This is a genomic window from Bradyrhizobium sp. cir1, assembly GCF_014198245.1.
GTDB lineage: Bacteria > Pseudomonadota > Alphaproteobacteria > Rhizobiales > Xanthobacteraceae > Bradyrhizobium.
The window spans coordinates 22,733-40,905 of record NZ_JACIHE010000044.1 but is presented as its reverse complement, the minus strand read 5'-3'; the positions used below and the strand labels follow the sequence as shown (position 1 = coordinate 40,905).

Below are 18,173 nucleotides of genomic sequence, written 5' to 3'. Positions count from 1 at the left end.
ATCAGCAAGCCGCCTGACCTTCATCCAACGCTATCATACGGCTCGCCACGCCCGCGCGTACGCGTCAATCAGGCGGCCTTCGTCGTATGCGTACGCTCGATCCAGAGCCCGAGCGCGTCCTTCTCGCCGTCGCTGTTGTAGGCCAGCGCGACATAAACCGCCTTGTCCTTGATCAGCCCCTCGTCGCGAATTTTGGCGCGCATCGCATCGAAAAATACGATCGGGTAGATGGCGTCGAGCGGCCGGCTTTGCCATTCCCGCACCTCCTCGAGCACAGCGTCGGCGACCCGGCTGACAAGTCCGGCGAGACCTCGGTGCCGTAGAGTGCGGCTAGGTGGCCCCGGATCTCCGGCACCGTCATGCCGCGGGCGTACAGGCTCAGGATCTTGTCGGCAAAGCCATCGAACCGCTTCTGTCCCTTGGCGATCAACTGCGGCTCGAAGCTGCCGGCGCGGTCACGCGGCACCGCAACCTCGATCTCGCCGTCCTCAGTGAGAATTGTCTTCGAGCTCGTGCCGTTGTGGCTGTTGCCTGAGCTCCGGCCGCCAGGATCGCCCTTCTCGTAACCAAGATGTTCCGTCAGCTAGGCACCAAGAGCCGGCTCAATCAGACCTCCCTTCAGCTGCTTGAACAGCCCGTTCTACCCGGTCAGGTCCTCCGGCTTGCTGTGATTCGCCAGAACCTGGTCCAGAAGTTCAGGAGTGATTGTCGAATCAGTGGTCATGTGAGTCCCCTCGCAAAGGTAAACTCACAAAAACGTACTTACACAACGTTCCGGACACCCTCGCGCTTGCACGTCCAGCCGCTTCGACAGATGCGCTCCGATAAGGACCTTCTCTATCCTTCAAGTGCGGGCTCCATGATGATCCGTACTCCAGATGCCGAATTCATTGCGGGGGCGCGGCGCGCGTTTCGGCTTGCCCTTGCCGTGCGAATCAACGCTTTCGGCCTCGATCGCCGCGAGGCCGGCGGCCATCTCGTGGTGATCCGCTCATCCCTCGCTAGCCACTCCGCAGCCTTTCGGCCGCGTGCCGTAGAGCGTAACATCGTAAGGATAGCCCTCAGCCGCACGATTCGCGCCTTCCCCTGACCGCCGCACGATCGACATTGGCTGAGTCCGGCGTTGCAAGTTCGGAGACAAAGCAGCTGTTCGCGGGCTCGATGCCCAGCCGCTCCTCTTGCGAGGCGAAGAAAGGATGTACAGGCCTCAGCAAAAGTCGCGGAAGTCTCCATTAGGCCTCGCCTTGCCGCTAACAGAACAGAGTGCCGCCAATCTGCCAGCTTTCCGCTCCTCATTCAATTCGCCACAGATTTCCAGCCCACCGATGGCGGGCGCTTCACAACTCCGAGCGCACCTTCGTCTAGTGCAGCCCTTCGTTTAGCGCGAGCAACTGATAGTGGTTCAGCCGCTGATAGTGGTTCAGCCGCCCGGGACGGCGCAATCTTCAGTAGCGGAACCGTGTCTCGACATTTCTGCAAATACGCATACACCGCCAGCATCCGAACCGACCGGAGCCGAGTGATCATTCCCGAGCCTCGCGCCTTGTGTCGCAAACACCTCCGACGCATCTCGGCTCCGAGCGTGGGCTGTCGCCGACACATTCGCTCGGGGCGCAAGCGTTTCCCCGACGATCCCATCCTTCTCCTCACGCGACCAAGTGGCGGCGCACGGAGCTGACCGAAAGCCAGCGAGTTGCAGTCGTGACAAGTTCTAAATTCTTGCTATCCAATGTCTGTTCGCCCCCATTGACTCCTTGGACAAATATGAGGAGGAACTTTGAAAGGAGCATCATGAGCGCCTGATCGAGGCAGATGCCAATCGGCAGAATAGAGCCGAACGGGAGAGACGCGGCGGGTCGAGCATTCGATGAGCATCTGTCCATTCTCAACTACGGCGATTTCCGAGCTGCGACTTATTTATGCTGAAGTTCAGGTCGTCCTCCGATTCGGCGGGCCGCTGGACTCGTCCCATGGCGGCGATCTCTCTGCATACCTGACAAACTAGCGGCTCGACGTTGGCAGGGCCATCATCGTCGATGTTGATGACGCGTCACGGCAATTTGAGCAGCGGAGACGTGGGCTACGACCAGCGCTATAGCAAAGTCTTGGATAGCTTTCTTCGATGTGCTCGATTCAGCCGAAGATAGTTGAACTTCGCGAGAATGGTTACGGCCGAAACCGGCAGGGGCCGTAGACAAACTTTTCGCAATCGCCAACCCAGATCGCCGACCTCGTCTATGTCATTGGGCGCGATCCGGGTATTCCGAACTGCAGTTGGCAACCGATCGACGATATCCCGCTTGGCGTATAGAATCGTATTAAACCGATACCACGGTTCCACCTCTCCGTTACTCTTCATTGCAAGGCGAATTATGTCATAAGCCTCGTAGCTAAGGGAGGCGAACCGTTCTTGCCAGAACGCGAGAGACCGTTCGTTGATGTGGTTTTCGCCACCTTGCCCAGGCGTTGCTGCCGAAAACGCAACAAGATCGGCATGTGCAGTAAGACTAGATATAAACGTATCCGAACTTGATGGATCGAGATGCTCGGCTACTTCGAAACTTGTCACCAAGTCGAACTTGTGGCCAAGGCGAAATGGAATGGACAGATTCACAGGGGAAAAATCTTCTCGTGGGATGTGAAGTGAATCCACCCGAACGTACGGCCCATCCACGCCCTTTGCGGTTTTGACACCGGCCGCCTTCCACTCGCGAAGCCATGCACCACGTCCGCAGCCGACGTCAAGGACAGAAGAAGGCTGCAATAACGGTACAAGGAGCTTTGCGAACTCCTTTGCGGATGAAATTGCACGACGATCAATGTACTCAAAAAAGTCTTCTGAATAGACATGAAGTGTTCTCATCACGCAGCTCTTCGTTTCATCCGATCAACAGTGACTAGCCGGACGCCACAAAATGTCGCTTCGCTTGTCGTGATAGCGTTTCCGCCGCGTCCGCAGTGCGAGCACAACCTCGTCGCGCATTCGTCAGGTTCGAGCCGGCAGACCCAATCGCAAACTCCTGCCTCGAACACAACTCCCGCTGTGTTCTCTCCGGCTCAGCAATCGGCGTGCCACCCGCGGAATTTGAGTGCGCGTCTTGTTCGATGCAAGAAATACGCGTCGTCCCTCTGTGAGGCCGGCCACTTTGTCAGTTTTCCGACGTTAAGAGTCTTCAATTGGACGTGGATGGATAGTTGGAGATCGCGCAAGACGGTCTCCTCTCGTTCCGAGCGTTGGCGTCGTCTGGAAAGTGGACATTCCTGGCGGGAGATCGTGCGGGCGCTCGCGATCAATGTCGAGGCGATCGGTCGGCCGGTACTGCCGCTACGTCGAGAGCGTGTGAAGCTAAACTCCGCGTCGTGCTCACTGCCCAATGTCTTTACCACACAGGTTCTGGAGATGATTTATCTTGGTTACCACGCATGCACCCGGGTCTCTGTCTGCGACCGTGATGATTTTGTGATCAAGCTACCGACTTAAGGCGAGGCGCCGGTGGAGCCAGGTGCGGCGATCACAATTGGCTGGCAAAACTGAAGATTGCCGTACTTGACGCGCCGTGGCCATGAATCATGGTTTCACCACGAAAGCTGGCGCAAGTATTGAGGAGCGCTGGCCCCATTCAGGGATGGCCTAGCAAGGAGCGTAGACGATGAGAAAATCATTGATGATCGCCCGTGCCTTGGCCGTGACCGGCTTGGCGGCGTTCGCGCCGGCGGGTCCGCTATTGCGGGGATAAGCTCACGATCGTCGACTGTGGCGGCACCACATAGGTGATCGACCGCAAGATCTATTACGAGCCCTTCGAAGGCGACTGGGATGAAGGTCACCGAAGATGAGTACAGCGGCGAGACCTCCAAAAGTACGCGCCATGCTCGAGACCAAGAGCGTGAACTGGGACGTGATCAATAGCGATGCACAGGCCGCCTTCCCATTATGCGCCGAGACTCTTTGAGACGCGTATCCTAGTTGAGCGAGTGATGACCATTCAAGTGCCCCCATGACGATGCTCGCGCAATGATTTTGCGCGCTAACGGCCATGGTTTAGCGATCGGTGCTCATCAACTTCATGCATGCGCGCAGCGACACCGTGAGCAAATGAAGCCCGACCTCGAGGACCAGGCTCGGAGAATGCCGCCACGCGTTGGACCCGTAGGATGCTAGTGTAAAGCCCCTGGTGCGCGTCGCCCTAGAAGCACCAATTTCGAGAGGCGAATTGATGCAGTTCTCAAACATTTGTTCTCGGCTGCTCGTTGTGGCGCTATGCTTTCATCGCACTCTCCTTCAAAAAGTCGCTACGGAAATCGGAGACGCTGATTGAGTGAAGCCCGCCACCGTCACGGTGAATCCGCCGCCCCGCCTCACTTCAAACGGCGATCGCAGCATATTGCGGCGAACCTCGGTGAACGGCGGCTGAATTTCGACAGACCGATCATGGCCGAAAAAACAGTGTTAGAATCCCTTCGCGCATGACCGTGATTGGCCACGGAATTGCCCCCCTGATGCGGTCCTCCGTCATCATCGGAGTTACGATGCCGGTTGCCATCCGACGAGGAGAGTGGCAACAAAGCCGAGCCGACTGCATATTCGACCAAGCGCAGCCGAATGAGATGTTCAAAACATGTAAGAGCCTCGATTTAGTCTCCGTTGGTCGAGCCTTTTTGGCCTCTTCACCAACTCATCGACCTCAATCTCGTTATGCCGCACAGGCTGCAGTGCGTGTGAATGATTTCATCGTTATCGATCGCGATCACGCGTCTAAGTCCCCTGACTTCTCCAAATACGATTTAGATCGTCACTCTCTTTCATCCCACCGAGGGGCAGAGAGGATTAGCAACTCCGTTCGGTGGCTCAGAAACGTCCATGCTGACCGACGCGACGCGCCACGCCTGTTCAGTTTATGACTTCACTACAAAGCCTGTCGAGTTCGCAACAGCGGCATCCTCGGGGCGTTTCGGCGGGATTACGGGAAAGCGGACACTTAGCGCTGACGCCGCTGGCACGTTCGTTGCTTAAGCATACGGGAACGTCAAGTGGAGGTGATTGCATGCGCCTAAAGTCGAGCGATACGCTCCTTCCGTCTCTTGCAGAGAGACAAGCTCGGGCATCGCAGTTAGCCTTCGGCAATTGCTTTGGAGAGTAAGATGCCGCTGCGCATCCAGTGCCCGGCACGCTCGACTAGGATGGAAGAGTGGCTGCACGACTATGTCTCACTAACTCGAGCCCGAAAAGCGTACATCGTCGATTTCCGGGCTACTTGGTGCATAACGGGTGGGGCGTCGTTGCCCCACAACCGGTTGCCGAAACATCGCTTCTTGCCTCCTAAGGACGCTTGAGGAGCTGAAGACTGTGACAACAATTTCGGGTTGGGGCCGCTATCCTATCGGCGACACTGAAATTATAAGTCCCCGCACAGCTGACGCCGCCCGACGTGCAACAGCAGCGGGAGATCAGGCAATTGCCCGCGGCAATGGCAGGGCCTATGGGGACGCCGCAATCGGTATTCGCCAGACAATCGCACTTTGTCACCTCAACCGGATGCGCGCTTTCGATCCGACGACGGGTCGAGTGACCGTGGAAGCGGGCCTGCTCCTTTCTGACCTAATTACGACATTCCTGCCGCGTGGATTCTTCCCCTATGTCGTGCCCGGCACAGATCTTATCACCGTTGGCGGGGCCATCGCAGCCGACATCCATGGCAAGAACCATCACAGCGAGGGCGGCTTTGGCCGTTACGTGGACGAACTATTACTGGCACTGCCAACGGGCGAAATGCTCCTTGCATCGCGTGACGAGCATCCCGATTTGTTTTGGGCGACAATTGGCGGAATGGGGTTAACGGGTATCATTCTCGAGGCGACAATCTCGCTGCGCCCTGTTGAGACAGGCTGGATTCGCCAGCGGACTATCGCGGCGGACAATCTCGCGGCTGCGATCACTGCGCTGCAAAGTTGCGAGAGCGTTACTTATTCGGTGGCGTGGATCGATTGCCTGGCGAGCGGCGGCCGCCTCGGCCGTTCTCTGATATTTCTGGGGGAACATGCCGCTTCCGATCAACTCGACGAAGAGCAGGCCGTAAACCGATTCCCACTACGAAAGCCTTCTCTGTCGATTCCGATCGACCTCCCCTACTTTGTGTTGAACAATTGGACCGTTGCCGCGTTCAATGAGTTCTATTTCCGATCCGGAGCACGGAAATCCACGTCTTTCACGCTGCTCCCCGTTCATTCTTATTTTTTCCCGCTCGACGCGATCGGCAACTGGAACCGGATCTATGGCCGACGCGGCTTCCTTCAGCACCAAAGCGTGCTTCCCATAAAGAACGCTGAAAGTACCCTGGCCGAAATGCTGGATCGCATCGCGCAACGCGGCGGATCCTCTTTTCTGGCCGTTCTGAAGAAACTCAGCCAAGGAAGCGGCCCTCTATCGTTTCCGATGCCTGGCTATACCCTGGCGCTGGACTTTCCAATCGCGCGCGATGTTTTCTCCTTCCTCGATGAGCTGGATGAACTCGTCGTCGCCGCAAGCGGCAGACTTTATCTGGCGAAAGATGCCAGGCAATTACGAGCAACCTTCGAGGGAGGCTATCCTGACATGTCTTCCTTCCGCGAGCTTCGACGGACGATCGACCCCGGCAGAAGATTGCAGTCGCGCCTAGCTCAGCGAATTGGGATTTGAGAGAGGCCGATGGCTGAAGCGAAAAAGACCGTTCTTATTCTCGGGGGGTCGTCGGAAATTGCGAGGGCAACTGCGCTTACCTTTGCCCAGGGCCGCTGGACAGTTCGGCTAGCGGGACGCTCGCATCGTGAACTTCAGCGCGAGGCCGATGATATTTCCGTGCGCACGGGTCGCACGCTCACCATCCACCAACTTGACGTGCTTGACCACGGTTCATTCGTCGCGTTCGTCGATGCACTACCCGACCTTCCGGATGTTGTCATTTCGGTTGTCGGCCTGCTTGGTGAGCAGCCGCGCGCCGAAATCGACCTTCATCATGCTCGGAAGATCATGCGTACGAATTATGAGGGTCCGGCGCTGATCCTCAGTCTCTTTGCCGAGCGATTTGCCGGCCGGGGACATGGGGTTATTGTCGGAATTTCGTCCGTTGCAGGAGATCGGGGACGCGGCTCCAAATATTTTTACGCTTCTGCAAAAGCGGGGCTTACGGCCTTCCTTTCCGGCTTGCGTAATCGTCTGGCGATCAATAGCGGCATTCATGTGATGACGATCAAGCCTGGCTTTGTCAGAACTAGAATGACTGAGCATACGCAACTGCCACCGATCCTCACGGCTGCCCCAATCGAAGTGGGCGAGGCCGTCCTGAAGGGACTTAACCGGCGCAGGGATGTGATTTACGTGCGATCCCTATGGTTTTTCGTGATGCTGGTCATTCGCCTGATGCCGGAAAGGATTTTCAAGCGACTTAAGCTGTAGCAACAACAGCAGCGGCTCGCACCTGATTGCAAACCGTGATCGAATAATCAGGATCACTTTCAAGACTAGGTATGGACCTGGCAATTTGCGCCATCGAAGGTCTTGTCGTGGTCGATCAGCTCCTAGAATTTTACAGGGAGCACGGACAATAATCAGATGACCGTGCATGGCCCGGCAGCTTGCCGGGCGCGCGACTGAAGCTGCGGATAACCGGTGCTCTTTTGCTGGATCAACTACACACTCACGGACGCGCCGGAGAGTTGCACCTGTCTCTATGCCCAGTTTCGACGGACAAATCCGGAACTCACAAGCAAGTTCATGTCCATCCTCAACGGAATTTCAGTCGCCGGCGATATCCCCAACCTGATGGAGGCATGGGGTGCGGGCTCCCGGCCAGAGGCAGCCGTTCAAGCCGGCCAATAAGGCGGCAGCGACGGGGCGGAAGAAGATGCTGCTCTCGCTGCGTGATCGACGACCCGATTAACGGCGAAAGCTTCCTGGCCTCTGTCGAACAGGGGTTGGTGCCATACCTCAGGCCCGGCGACATTGTCATCATCGACAATCTCGGCAGACACAAGGGAAAGACCGTGCGGCGCGCCATCCGCGCCGCCGGCACAAAGTTGTTCTTCCTTCCCGCCGTACAGCCCCGACCTCAATCCGATCGAGCCAGTCCTTAGACACCAGCCGATCTCCAATCAGAGATCAATCATTCCTCGCTCGACGCCTTTAACGGAAGGTGGGGCCGAGACAGTGCTTAGGTTCAAGACGCCAACAGAGCCATGAAGATGACAGACATATCTGGCCGCACCGCCCGCGACCTTGCACCCAATGTCGAAGGCCGCACTGACCTCCTCGGCGATATTGTCCCAGGTAGCATGGGCGCTGGCCCGACGGGTTTTTGATCAGAGGGTGGACCCATTGATCAGAGGGTGGACCCAAGGTCTATTTGCCGCACGCGCGGCGAGTGGAGTGCATCAACGCACCAGTTCATCAGTTTGGGTCAAGATGATCTCCGTCTCTGCGATGCTTTAGCACCCCAAAGGCGGAGAGTTCGTCACCAACCCCTGATCGGCACACACTGGCCACGGTAATCCTGAAGATGGAAGCACGCATCGGCAACACCATTGGAGCGCTTCTTCCCGCAAACCATTAGGCTCGCGTGCCACATAAGAAAGAACCGGCATGCCCGCCCAGAAGGAGTTCATTTCTCCTGCCCCCCACGGAACCTTGCCGTACGCATCCGGCGCAGGCCGCAGGCTGGTTGATCATTCCCGTTGCCAGCGCGTGAGCAGCTTGGGGTTTTCTTTGTAGAATCTGACGAGCTCGATGAGGTTTTCGATGCCAAAGTCGGTGAACGCCTGAACACCATCTTCGCCGACGCCATAGACCCAGATCAGCCCGTCCTCGATCTCCATTTCGATGGCAATGTCGCGCAGCCAGTCTTCGTCTTCACCGAGGTCCTTTGCGACCTGGGTGATGGTGGTGACGTGATGAACCTTGTTGACGTGCGAGGTCATGCCGCTCGAGCAGACAACGCTGATGCCGGCGTCCAATTCCAAGGCAGCAGCTCGCCCAGCCGATGGGCTGGATGCCCGGCGATCCGGGCGAGGACATCCGTAAGCCACGCCTGCGGGTCGACGCCGTTCATTTTCGCCGAGACGATCAGGCTGTACATGGCAGCGGCGCGCCGCCCGCCGCGATCAGAGCCGCAGAACAGCCAGGACTTCCGTCCAAGGGCGATGCCTCGCAAGCCTCTTTCGGCGGCATTGTTCGAGAGACAGACGCGGCCGTCCTCCAGGAAGAGAGTGAAGCTCGCCCAGCGCTTCAGGATGTAATTGAACGCCTTGGCCAGGTCGTGCCCCCGAGACAGCTTGGCAAGCTGCTCCCGCATATAGATCTGAAGGTCCTCGGCCACGGGCCGGCTCAGTGTCTGCCGCACCTGAAGACGCTCCTCGGCACTTTTGCCGTTGATAGAGCGTTCGATCTCGAACAGCCCATCGATCCGCCGCACGACCTCGATCGCGATCGGCGATAGCGGGATTTCCTTTTTGCCGGCGGCCTTGCGCCGGGCATTCTCTTCGATGTCGGCCATGGCGAAGAACGGGCGCCGTCCATGCGACCAGCAGGCAGCCTCCCGGATTGGCCCTGGTTGGCGTCCCGCCAGATAGAGCTGGTTGTACCCATCATAGGCGTCGGCCTGCAGGATACCGGCATAGCGGGCCAAATGCGCCTGAGGATGTTCGCCCTTGCGGTCGCGTGAGTAGTAGAACATTGCAGCCGGCGGGCCTGCACCACCAAAGGGTCGGTCGTCCCGGACGTAGATCCAGCACCGTCCCGTGTCGGTCTTTCCCTTGGCCAGCACGGGCACCGTCGTATCATCGGCATGAAGCCGCTCGGCCGCCATGACATGGGCTTCCATCAGACTCAGCAGGGGCTGAAGCGCCGTACAGACTGATCCCACGGCATCGGCCATTGTCGACAGCGCGATCGGCACGCCTTCAAGGGCGTAGCGCTCGGCCTGGCGGTTCAAGGGCTGATGCTGGCCGAACTTCTCGAACATGATCATGGCCAACAGACTCGGGCCGGCCCATCCCCGTGCGACGGCATGGAACGGCGCCGGCGCCTGACTGATCTTCTCGCAGTCGCGGCAGGAGAACTTCTCCCGGACCGTCTCGATCACCTTCCACTGGCGCGGCACCACTTCCAGCGTGCGGGTCACATCCTCGCCGAGCTTGCGCAGGCGATTGCTGCCGCAGCACTCGCATGCCGTAGGCCCATCGATCACTACCCGCTCCCGAGGAAGGTGCTCAGGGAAGGTCTGGCGCTCGGCGCGCTTGCGGGTAAATCCGCGCACCGTCGTCGTCTTCGCCACGGCCCGTTCCGCCGCAAGCTCGTCCTCGGTAGCGTCGGCTTCAAGCTCTTCGAACGTCAGCGCCAACTGTTCGATCAGCCGCGAAGAACGCTCCGACCGTTGCCCATAGATCTGATGCTTCAGCCTGGCGATCTGCAGCTTCTGCTGTGCGATCAGCGCCTCGTCTTCCGACGCTTTCGCGCGGGCGACCGCGAGCTCGGCTGCGATCTCCAAACCCTTCGCGCGCTCGGCTGCCAGCGCCTCTTTCAGGGCGGCAATGTCATCCGGAACAGCGTCGCGATCGGCATTCATGCGACGCAGTGAATCACAGATTGGACGCGGTGGGACTCCCCAAAATGCAAGAAGCTGCAGATTCTGCGCTCAGCCCGCGCTCTGCGGCCGCCAGCTCAGCTGCGGATTCCGCCAGTCGATGCCCTCGAGCATATAAGCCATCTGCGCAGCCGAGATCGATACCGCGCCCTCCGACGCCGAAGGCCAGATGAACTTGCCTCGGTCCAGGCGCTTGGCATAGAGCGACATGCCTAACCCATCATGCCAGAGAATCTTGACTAGATCGCCGCGGCGGCCCCGGAAGATGTAGAGATCACCGGCATGGGGATCGCGCTTCAGGCTCTCCTGAACCGTAAGCGCCAGGCTTCGCATGCCGCGACGCATATCGGTGTGGCCGGTCGCGATCCAGACTCTGACGCCGCTCGGAATCGGAATCATTGTCGTCGCAAGAGCTCAAGAACTCGCCGCAGCGCTTCGCCGTCGACGTCACGGTCAACCCGAACGCGACACCCGGCCCCAAGTTCGATCTCGATGATTCCGACCCTTGCGCGCTGCGCAGAGGCCGAAGACGTCGGTTGCGGTGCGCTGATCGATACCGGTGCCGCCACTGGCGTGATCTCAACCGGAACGAGCGCCGGCGCGCCATCCCCGCTCAGCTTGCCTTCGCGCGCCAACCGACGCCATGTGAACAATTGGCTTGTCGACAGCCCGTTGCGTCGTGCCGTCACCGACACCAGACGTGGCCCGCCATAGCTCTCGGTGACGATCCGCTGCTTTTCTTCCAATGTCCAACGGCGTCGAGCGCCCGTCGAGACGACTTCAAGCCGGGAAACTTTCGGCATAGGCATATGGTCAGTCATACGCCTATGTCTTCATCCTCCATCAAGCCGCGCAAGGCGGTCCTCGCCGGAGCGATACACCTTGCCCAACCCAGAGCGCGAGGAGCGTTCGTCCCGCGGAGTATCCATGGGCTGCCAGACCCGTGGTGTGGGTGCCGAAAGCTGTTGCTGCTCAGGAGGGCTCGCGCTGCCAAAGAGTGGAGTCATACACCAGCAAATCAATTATTTTCGGCGTGAGCACGAAACGGCGGTATTGACCATTCTCAAACTCCCATGACGCAGGCATTTTTTTAAAGTGGCGAACGCCGATCAGCACTAATATGCGCGCGCCGAAACGCCCGGGAGGAATAGGCAGCCATTAACAGGTGTGAGCCCTCGCAGTTGGAAAGCAATCAATGCAACTATGTCGATAGTTTTGTGAACCCGGTGGCGTACTGTCAGGTAATTAGCAGCTCGCTTGAACGACCAACAGTCATGGTGTTTCTCGCCGGCATCGACCAGCATCACGTTACGAGGTTCGGCATGGTGCCGATGAACATCCATGTGGTTATTTGTCATGTCGAAGGTGATAGCGTACATGTGCGGGAATAATTAGCGAGTATTCACTTGATCAAATGGTCCTTTGGCAGCAGCGGGTGACTAAATCGTTGATACCAAAGGCTAATAGAGCTTGAGGATGGGCCACAGAATGGGCTTGTCGCCTATTTCGATCATCAGCTTGGGTCGATCTCCTCCGAGAAATGGGCTCCAAGCCTCCTGCGAGGATTACAGCTTCACGAGTGGCTTCATTTCTGGCTGTCAAGCCGTGATCGTCTAGCCTCCCGGCAGGATTGCTCGGCTAGCGCGGCGGGTCGTACGGGCTTCAGCAAAAGCTGGCTGTGAGCATTCTGGTAATACCCGTCAATTGCGGGGACTTCAAATGTAGCGGCAGCGGCGTAGTCCGCCTGCCCGGCTCCGAAGGAGGCCATAACCCCGGCTTCGTCAAGATGACGCGGGCCATCCGGAGCGATGAGTACCCACGCTTTGGCCAGATCGACGCAGTTCTCAAGTCCCAGCGCTTTCACTGCGACTGCATTACTGCCTGGATATCCTCCGAAGAGCCATGGTAGACCGAGCGCGCGTGCCTCAAGCACATACAGCAGGGTCGGTGCGTTGGAAAGATCGACCATTGGCGTAGCTACTTCAAGGCCGCCCGCATGAGCCCTGGCTTTGGCTGTGACTAAATAGTCATGGAAGGGTTGCGAGAGCACCAATCTTGCGCCACCAGGCAGGAACGTGACAGCGTTGTAAGAGCGCAGATCTTTTGCCTGACGCCACGGGTTGAGCATGAAATCATTGACCACTGATGCAGTGAACAGCTGTGCCAATACCGTTAGGGGCAGTAGGGTCGCGACGCTGCGTCCCTTTTGCGCAAGAGGGCTCAAGAAGGCAACGGCGGCGAGCATCCAAAACAAGCAGGCATCCGAACCGATGCTCCAGTAATTGACCCTGGAACTCAGTGCAAGCAGATGCGGAAGGACCAAGAACATTAGCGCTAGAGCGATGCTGGTAGGATTCTGGCTGCGCAGAACCATTCCCTCGCGATAGAACATTGCGCCAAGGCACGTGAAGGCTGGCACCAAGAACAACGTCGAGAGCTTGATGCTGATCAGGTTGATCCCCAGCATCGCAATTGCTATTGTTACGATCAACGCCGCACCGAGAGTTAGCGACGTGAACAACTTGTGTTTAGCCCCTATGAAAATGCTAAGCAGAACGGCCGTCGCCACCAACGCCGCGGTAGCAAGTTGCGAACGATTTGTTTCGAGCCAGTCGATCCGAAGAATGTGAGAAAGCTCGTGCCCTCCACCAAGCAGGGCGATTCCGTCAGTGCCCTTGACCATGTGGCTCACCAGCCCGGTGATGCCACCGCCGATCAAGTTGGCCGTAGCGATCAATAGAGCGAGAGCGACCAGCGCCGCGCCAAACATGGGCAGCAGCCACTTTCGGCGCAAAACAATGACATAGAGCACAACGACGAGCGCAATGGCCGCAGCGGTAGCCGGCCTGGCCATGAATGAGCACCAGCCGCCAACGCCGACTAGTATCCACGCAAGGACCAGGGGCCTGCGCCGGGGCCGATCGGCTAACAGCAAACCAATCATCACCATCAAAGCCGATTGAAAGTTTAGCGTGTAGTAGTTGGGCGTGAGCGCCCACCAGTAAAAGGCGACTAATGTAAGGCTGGCGATCCCTACGGACAGCGCGGCGGCGTGAGACCAGTCCAACATCCAGAGATGGCGGACCGTCAGAAAGCTAATAGTCCAGCCTAGCGCCATTGTGAACGTGACGTTCGCAATGCGAAGGACTGCAATGTCGCCGCCCAACCACTGATATGGCCAGTGATAGACAACACCGAAGAAGTTTGGCGGGATCTTGATCGAATAGGCGAATGGGTTCGCCATCGAGTTGAGCCAGTAGCCTTCGTCGCTTGGGTTCAGACCATAACCGCTGTAGTATAGCAGCCACACAAAAAGTATTGCTGTAGTTGCGACCGACAGAGGTAGCAAACTCCGATCCAGCAAGACCCGCAACTTAATGAACTGACTATCTCCAAGCATAGACCTTCTGCGCCTCTCGTAGGAGAGGAAGCCCACTCCAATGATACTGACCTCGAAGAGCTTCTAATTGACGTGGGCTCCGCAATCTCCTCCAAGACTTGGTAGGCTTCGGATGCGTACTTCCAAAAAGCTCTTCCAGCTGGAGGGCTCTTCTGATTGGCCAGCTCAGTCGCCAATATCTGACCGCGGCCTTGATGCCGATCGTATCAGCCGGGCTAGCAATCAACCGGTGCTCGCGCACTCGCTTGGCGGGCGTCCATGGTCAGATAGGGATGTATTCCTTTAGCTGCGTTCGCAGAAAGCTTTTAGCGCGCATCGAGCCACTTGTTAATGCCGCTGATCGCCGAGGGCGAAAACTCGCGCCACACCAGCTCCTACGTGACCTGCTTGAATCGCGTCGAAACGTCTATCACCTACATCTCGGCCAGCCTCGCAACGAGCGCCGTCTCCGACGTTGATAGCGCTCAAACAGCTCGGTCGAGAACCGTTCAATTGTAAGCGCTTAGCCGGAACCCTTGCTTCGGGATCTGGATAGGTGTGCGAAGAAGCCTCCAGCTTGGACGGAGGTTCGGGATGGGATTGGAGAGCAAAAAGGACGTCCATTTGGACAGCTCATCGGCAGGGTTGGTGAGCCGGCTGGAGATTCTTGAAGGGCCGTCGGGCGCCGTGTGTGTTCGGAAGCTGAGAGAGCTCGGATCGTCGCCGAGAGCCTGTTACCTGGTGCCCAGGTGTCCGAGGTTGACGCGCAAGTATGGAGCGACGCGCTGGCAGATCTACGACTGGCGACGGCGCTTTCGACAGCGAGGCCTGTTGCCGGCGTGCGAGGCGTCGGAGCCGACATTCGCGCCGGTGGGAGGTGCGTTGGAGGAGCGTCAGGCTCCGGCAATCAAGCTTGAGATCGCGATCGGTGATATCGTGCTGCGGACGGATACGGCAATTTGATGCCGAGCAGCTGTCCCGGGTGATCCGCGTGCTGCGAGCATCACGATGATTGCGGCCGGTGCTGATCTGAAGATTTACGTTGCAACGCGGCCGATCGACTTCCGCTGTGGCCACGATCGGCTTGCGGCGAAGGTGCAGGAGATGCTTCGTCTCGACCCGTTTAGCGGCGCAGCCTTCGTGTTCCGATCGAAACGGACGGATCGGATCAAGATTTTGGTCTGGGATCGAACGGGCCTGGTGTTGGTGCACAAACGCCTCGAAGGTTGCAAGTTCGTTTGGCCAACGATCACGGACGGCGTGATGCGCATGTCGCCGGCGATGTTCGCGGAAGACGGACGTCTCGAGCTCGACACCAACTCGGTCGAGAACGCCATCCGGCCAGTCTGCTTGACCAGGAAAAATGCTCTGTTCGCCGGTCATGAAATCGGGGCAGAAAACTGGGCCTTGCTCGCGCCGATCGCCGCTACCTGCAAGCTCAACGGCGTCAACCCGGCTGCCTACATCACCGAAACACTCGAGGCGATCATCGACGGCCATCCCCATAGCAGGATCGAAGACCTCATGCCATGGCGATTCCGCAAAACGTCAAGCTAGCCTCAATAGGGCCCCGGCTGAGCGCTTACGTTCGATTAAGCACCCCTGCGCGCCAACTCGGCCTGTCGGTGCTGCGCCGAGCGGTCACCAATCGATGTACGCCGCCCTAGAAACTCTAGAATGAATGTCAGATGGCGATGAAAACTACAGCGACGATTGAGACGATAGCAATTGCACTGATATGGTCCCTCAATGCGAAGACAATAGGGTCGTCATCCATTAGACGCCGGTGCGCCATCATGAGGTTCCGGGCCATCCAGTACAGAAGAATTGGGCAGATGAGCCATAGTACCCTCGGGTGCCGATAGAGTGTCTGCACGTCGGCCGATGCAACATAGAGCGCAAAGATCGTGACAGCGTTCGAGCCAGTCGCAGCAACAAGAGCGGCAACGACATCAAGGTCGCCGCTCCTGTAGTCCCGACCTGAGCGATCGGGAAGGCCCCGATCGAGCCTGGTGGTCAGCTCAACATACCGTTTGATAAGCGCGAGCGATGTGAAAATGAAGAAAGAGAAAATGAGAAGCCACTGTGAAATTTGAATTTGAACTGCAATGCCGCCTGCAATAATGCGAGTCGTGTAGAGCATCGCGAGAGCAATGACGTCTACAATCATCTGGCGCTTTAAATAGAGGGAATAAGCGCTTGTTAGCACAAAATAGCCAAACAATACGTCAACAAACTCTAGTGAGAGCGTAATTGCGAGCATCAGAGAAAATAGGAGGAGCGCCGGAACCATAAATAAGCCGCTCCGAAGTTGGAGAAGCCCGCTCGCATAGGGCCGCGAACGCTTGCTAGGATGCGCGCGATCCGATTTTAGATCTAGTAGATCGTTCAGGATGTAGACCGCTGACGCGCAAGCGCAAAAAGCTATAAAGGCGACCACTCCTGTGATGATATTAACCAACGCGAATTGGTGTGAGGTCAGCGGTGGCACAAAAATGAGGAGATTCTTGACATATTGGTGCACCCGAAGGGCCTTGAACCACACCTGCCTGTCGGCATTCCCGGCATCTAACGCGACATATTCACCCTTGAGCGTAACGAGTCGATTTTTTACCGATTTGGAAAGGCCGACGCCATAGGCTTTATCGGCAACCTCCCACACTGGGAGATCTGATGAACCGTGGCCAATGTAATCAAATCCGCACTTGCCGAAGGCACTTGTCAGTATCTCGGCCTTCAAAGATCCCGTCAGATTCGTTCTTTCGTCAGAAGCAAACCAATCATCGAAGATGCCAAGGTGATCTGCGATGGCCTTCGCGTGCTTGGCGTCGGCTGCGGTAGCAAGATACACTTTCCTACCCTGCGCTTTGGCGGCCTGGATTAGATCCAAAACGCAGGCGTTGTATGGGAGAGTCGCGTAATCTAGCTCAGACGACAGCGCAAGGTGATGTTTTACAGCTGCTTTGCCATTGGCCAGAGCCCGGACGGTAGCAAAGTTCGTGCTGAACCCAAGAGGCAAGACGTTAAAGAAAGACTCATACAACACATCGGTTAGCAACAAAGATCCGTCTAGATCTACTACTATCGGTTTGTCGCGGGAACATTCCGTATCCGCGGCTTTGGCGTCATCTCTGGCGCACCAGATGCCATCAATCACTTTTGGCAAAACGTCATCGAGCTGCATTGGAGAACCGATAAAGGCAATGTAGCCGTGGCGGTCGATGATGAAGGAGGTGGGCATTCCGCAAAAAAGGCCGGGTTCCATCCAAAGCTGGCTCATATCACCTGTGCTGTCGTACGCGAACCGATAATTCAAGTTCGGCACTTTTTTAGTTAGCCATGCGTCCAGGTTTATGCGCGCCTCATCCGGCGTTTGAACTTCTTCGCAAGCTGCGACTCCGATGACCTCAAGTCCTTTGTCTCTATATTTCTCTTGCAGCTGCACAAGCTGAGATATCGTCGCGAACGTTGGTCCGCACCAAGATGACCAAAATCCGACGATGTAGACTTTTCCCGGCTGGAAGCTCGTCAGAGGCTGACCACGCAGCCAGCTCTTCACCTTGATTGCAGGAGCCGGGGACTCGATGCGCGCCATCATATGCTCTCCAAAAGTCTTGGCAAACACTGCGGGACTTTGTGCTCGAGCTTGCCTCTGCCTCGGAACAGGCACCGCCTCAAACAAAAAGGGGAGCATCGCGCGTCCGCATGCACTCAGCTTTCATTCGGCGTTGCTGCATCTCAATAGCAACGACCGTGCCAACAGCATTAACGCAAATTGACTACCTTGTTATGCTTTCAAAACCTCGACCGGCCCGAGACGACTATGTCGTGAAGCTGACAGACGCCAATGTCAGAGCCGGAACATGAAATTGCGCGCTTCGCGACCAGCAGGCGGCGTGGGTTGGGTGAGTCGCCTTGCGTGACGTAGGGGCGCGTGGCAGTTTGACGGTACTAAGATGGACTAGAACGCAACCTATGGGCCCGCCCTCATCGTGCGGTGCCCGCGATCAACCGCTTTTGACCGCCCGCGGCGGGTGTAACACGCAAGTATAGATCCAGCTGTGCCGAGGCACCGCTCGACGAAGCGTGAGTTTCCTTCACCTGGCGAGAGCGCAGTGAAACTGCGAAACTCGCGTGGTAAATGGTGTTGAGCCAGGCTGAGAAGATTGCCATAAAGACGA

At 57.5% G+C, this 18,173-nt stretch carries 12 protein-coding genes and 2 pseudogenes; 5 read left to right on the top strand and 9 right to left on the bottom strand.

Features of this window, described 5'->3' with window-relative positions:
• Positions 1-68 precede the first annotated feature (68 nt).
• The 3 genes and pseudogenes from GGD63_RS38740 to GGD63_RS38735 all read right to left on the bottom strand — a co-directional run bounded on the left by GGD63_RS38740 (position 69) and on the right by GGD63_RS38735 (position 2,863).
• Positions 69-583, bottom strand: a pseudogene (locus GGD63_RS38740) (transposase).
• A gap of 261 nt (positions 584-844) precedes the next feature.
• Complete coding sequence (locus tag GGD63_RS40705) at positions 845-976, bottom strand: hypothetical protein (protein ID WP_283812026.1); 132 nt, start codon at positions 974-976, stop codon at positions 845-847.
• Positions 977-2,092: 1,116 nt separating this feature from the next.
• The gene (locus GGD63_RS38735) at positions 2,093-2,863 is read right to left on the bottom strand and encodes a methyltransferase domain-containing protein (protein ID WP_183250435.1); all 771 of its coding nucleotides are present in this window, start codon (positions 2,861-2,863) and stop codon (positions 2,093-2,095) included.
• 2,484 nt (positions 2,864-5,347) lie between these two features.
• Here GGD63_RS38735 and GGD63_RS38730 point away from each other — a divergent pair.
• The 3 genes and pseudogenes from GGD63_RS38730 to GGD63_RS38720 form a co-directional block, all read left to right on the top strand.
• Positions 5,348-6,676: an FAD-binding oxidoreductase gene (locus tag GGD63_RS38730; RefSeq protein WP_183250434.1), complete on the top strand. Its 1,329-nt coding sequence runs from the start codon at positions 5,348-5,350 to the stop codon at positions 6,674-6,676.
• A gap of 9 nt (positions 6,677-6,685) precedes the next feature.
• Positions 6,686-7,432 carry an SDR family oxidoreductase gene (locus GGD63_RS38725; protein WP_183250432.1) on the top strand — a complete coding sequence of 249 codons (747 nt, stop codon included), beginning with the start codon at positions 6,686-6,688 and terminating at the stop codon, positions 7,430-7,432.
• 446 nt (positions 7,433-7,878) lie between these two features.
• Positions 7,879-8,098: pseudogene (locus tag GGD63_RS38720) on the top strand (transposase); the annotation flags it as partial.
• Positions 8,099-8,697: 599 nt separating this feature from the next.
• On the opposite strand, the gene GGD63_RS38715 reads toward GGD63_RS38720, so the two are convergent.
• From GGD63_RS38715 to GGD63_RS38695, 5 genes are all read right to left on the bottom strand, one after another.
• Positions 8,698-8,949, bottom strand: a complete 252-nt coding sequence (locus tag GGD63_RS38715) for a hypothetical protein (protein WP_183250430.1) — start codon at positions 8,947-8,949, stop codon at positions 8,698-8,700.
• Entirely contained in the window at positions 8,946-10,595 is a 1,650-nt protein-coding gene (tnpC, locus tag GGD63_RS38710) for an IS66 family transposase (protein WP_183250429.1), read from the bottom strand. Before tnpC ends, GGD63_RS38715 begins: the two co-directional genes overlap by 4 nt.
• 69 nt (positions 10,596-10,664) lie before the next feature.
• The gene (gene tnpB / locus GGD63_RS38705) at positions 10,665-11,012 is read right to left on the bottom strand and encodes an IS66 family insertion sequence element accessory protein TnpB (protein ID WP_183250427.1); all 348 of its coding nucleotides are present in this window, start codon (positions 11,010-11,012) and stop codon (positions 10,665-10,667) included.
• Positions 11,009-11,434: an IS66-like element accessory protein TnpA gene (tnpA, locus tag GGD63_RS38700; RefSeq protein ID WP_246785824.1), complete on the bottom strand. Its 426-nt coding sequence runs from the start codon at positions 11,432-11,434 to the stop codon at positions 11,009-11,011. The genes tnpB (GGD63_RS38705) and tnpA overlap by 4 nt, the downstream gene beginning before the upstream one ends.
• A gap of 764 nt (positions 11,435-12,198) precedes the next feature.
• Positions 12,199-14,013 (bottom strand): hypothetical protein, encoded by a 1,815-nt coding sequence (locus GGD63_RS38695; RefSeq protein ID WP_183250424.1) that lies wholly within the window; start codon positions 14,011-14,013, stop codon positions 12,199-12,201.
• Between the two features lie 738 nt (positions 14,014-14,751).
• On the opposite strand from GGD63_RS38695, the gene GGD63_RS40460 reads away from it, so the two are divergent.
• Both GGD63_RS40460 and tnpB (GGD63_RS41060) read left to right on the top strand, forming a co-directional pair.
• On the top strand, positions 14,752-14,955 hold the full coding sequence (locus tag GGD63_RS40460; protein ID WP_246785823.1) for a hypothetical protein: 204 nt from the start codon (positions 14,752-14,754) through the stop codon (positions 14,953-14,955).
• Between the two features lie 45 nt (positions 14,956-15,000).
• Positions 15,001-15,549 (top strand): IS66 family insertion sequence element accessory protein TnpB, encoded by a 549-nt coding sequence (tnpB, locus tag GGD63_RS41060; RefSeq protein WP_183250422.1) that lies wholly within the window; start codon positions 15,001-15,003, stop codon positions 15,547-15,549.
• Between the two features lie 127 nt (positions 15,550-15,676).
• Here the strand turns inward: tnpB (GGD63_RS41060) and GGD63_RS38680 are convergent, their stop codons facing one another.
• Positions 15,677-17,590 carry a UbiA family prenyltransferase gene (locus GGD63_RS38680; protein ID WP_183250420.1) on the bottom strand — a complete coding sequence of 638 codons (1,914 nt, stop codon included), beginning with the start codon at positions 17,588-17,590 and terminating at the stop codon, positions 15,677-15,679.
• Positions 17,591-18,173 lie beyond the last annotated feature (583 nt).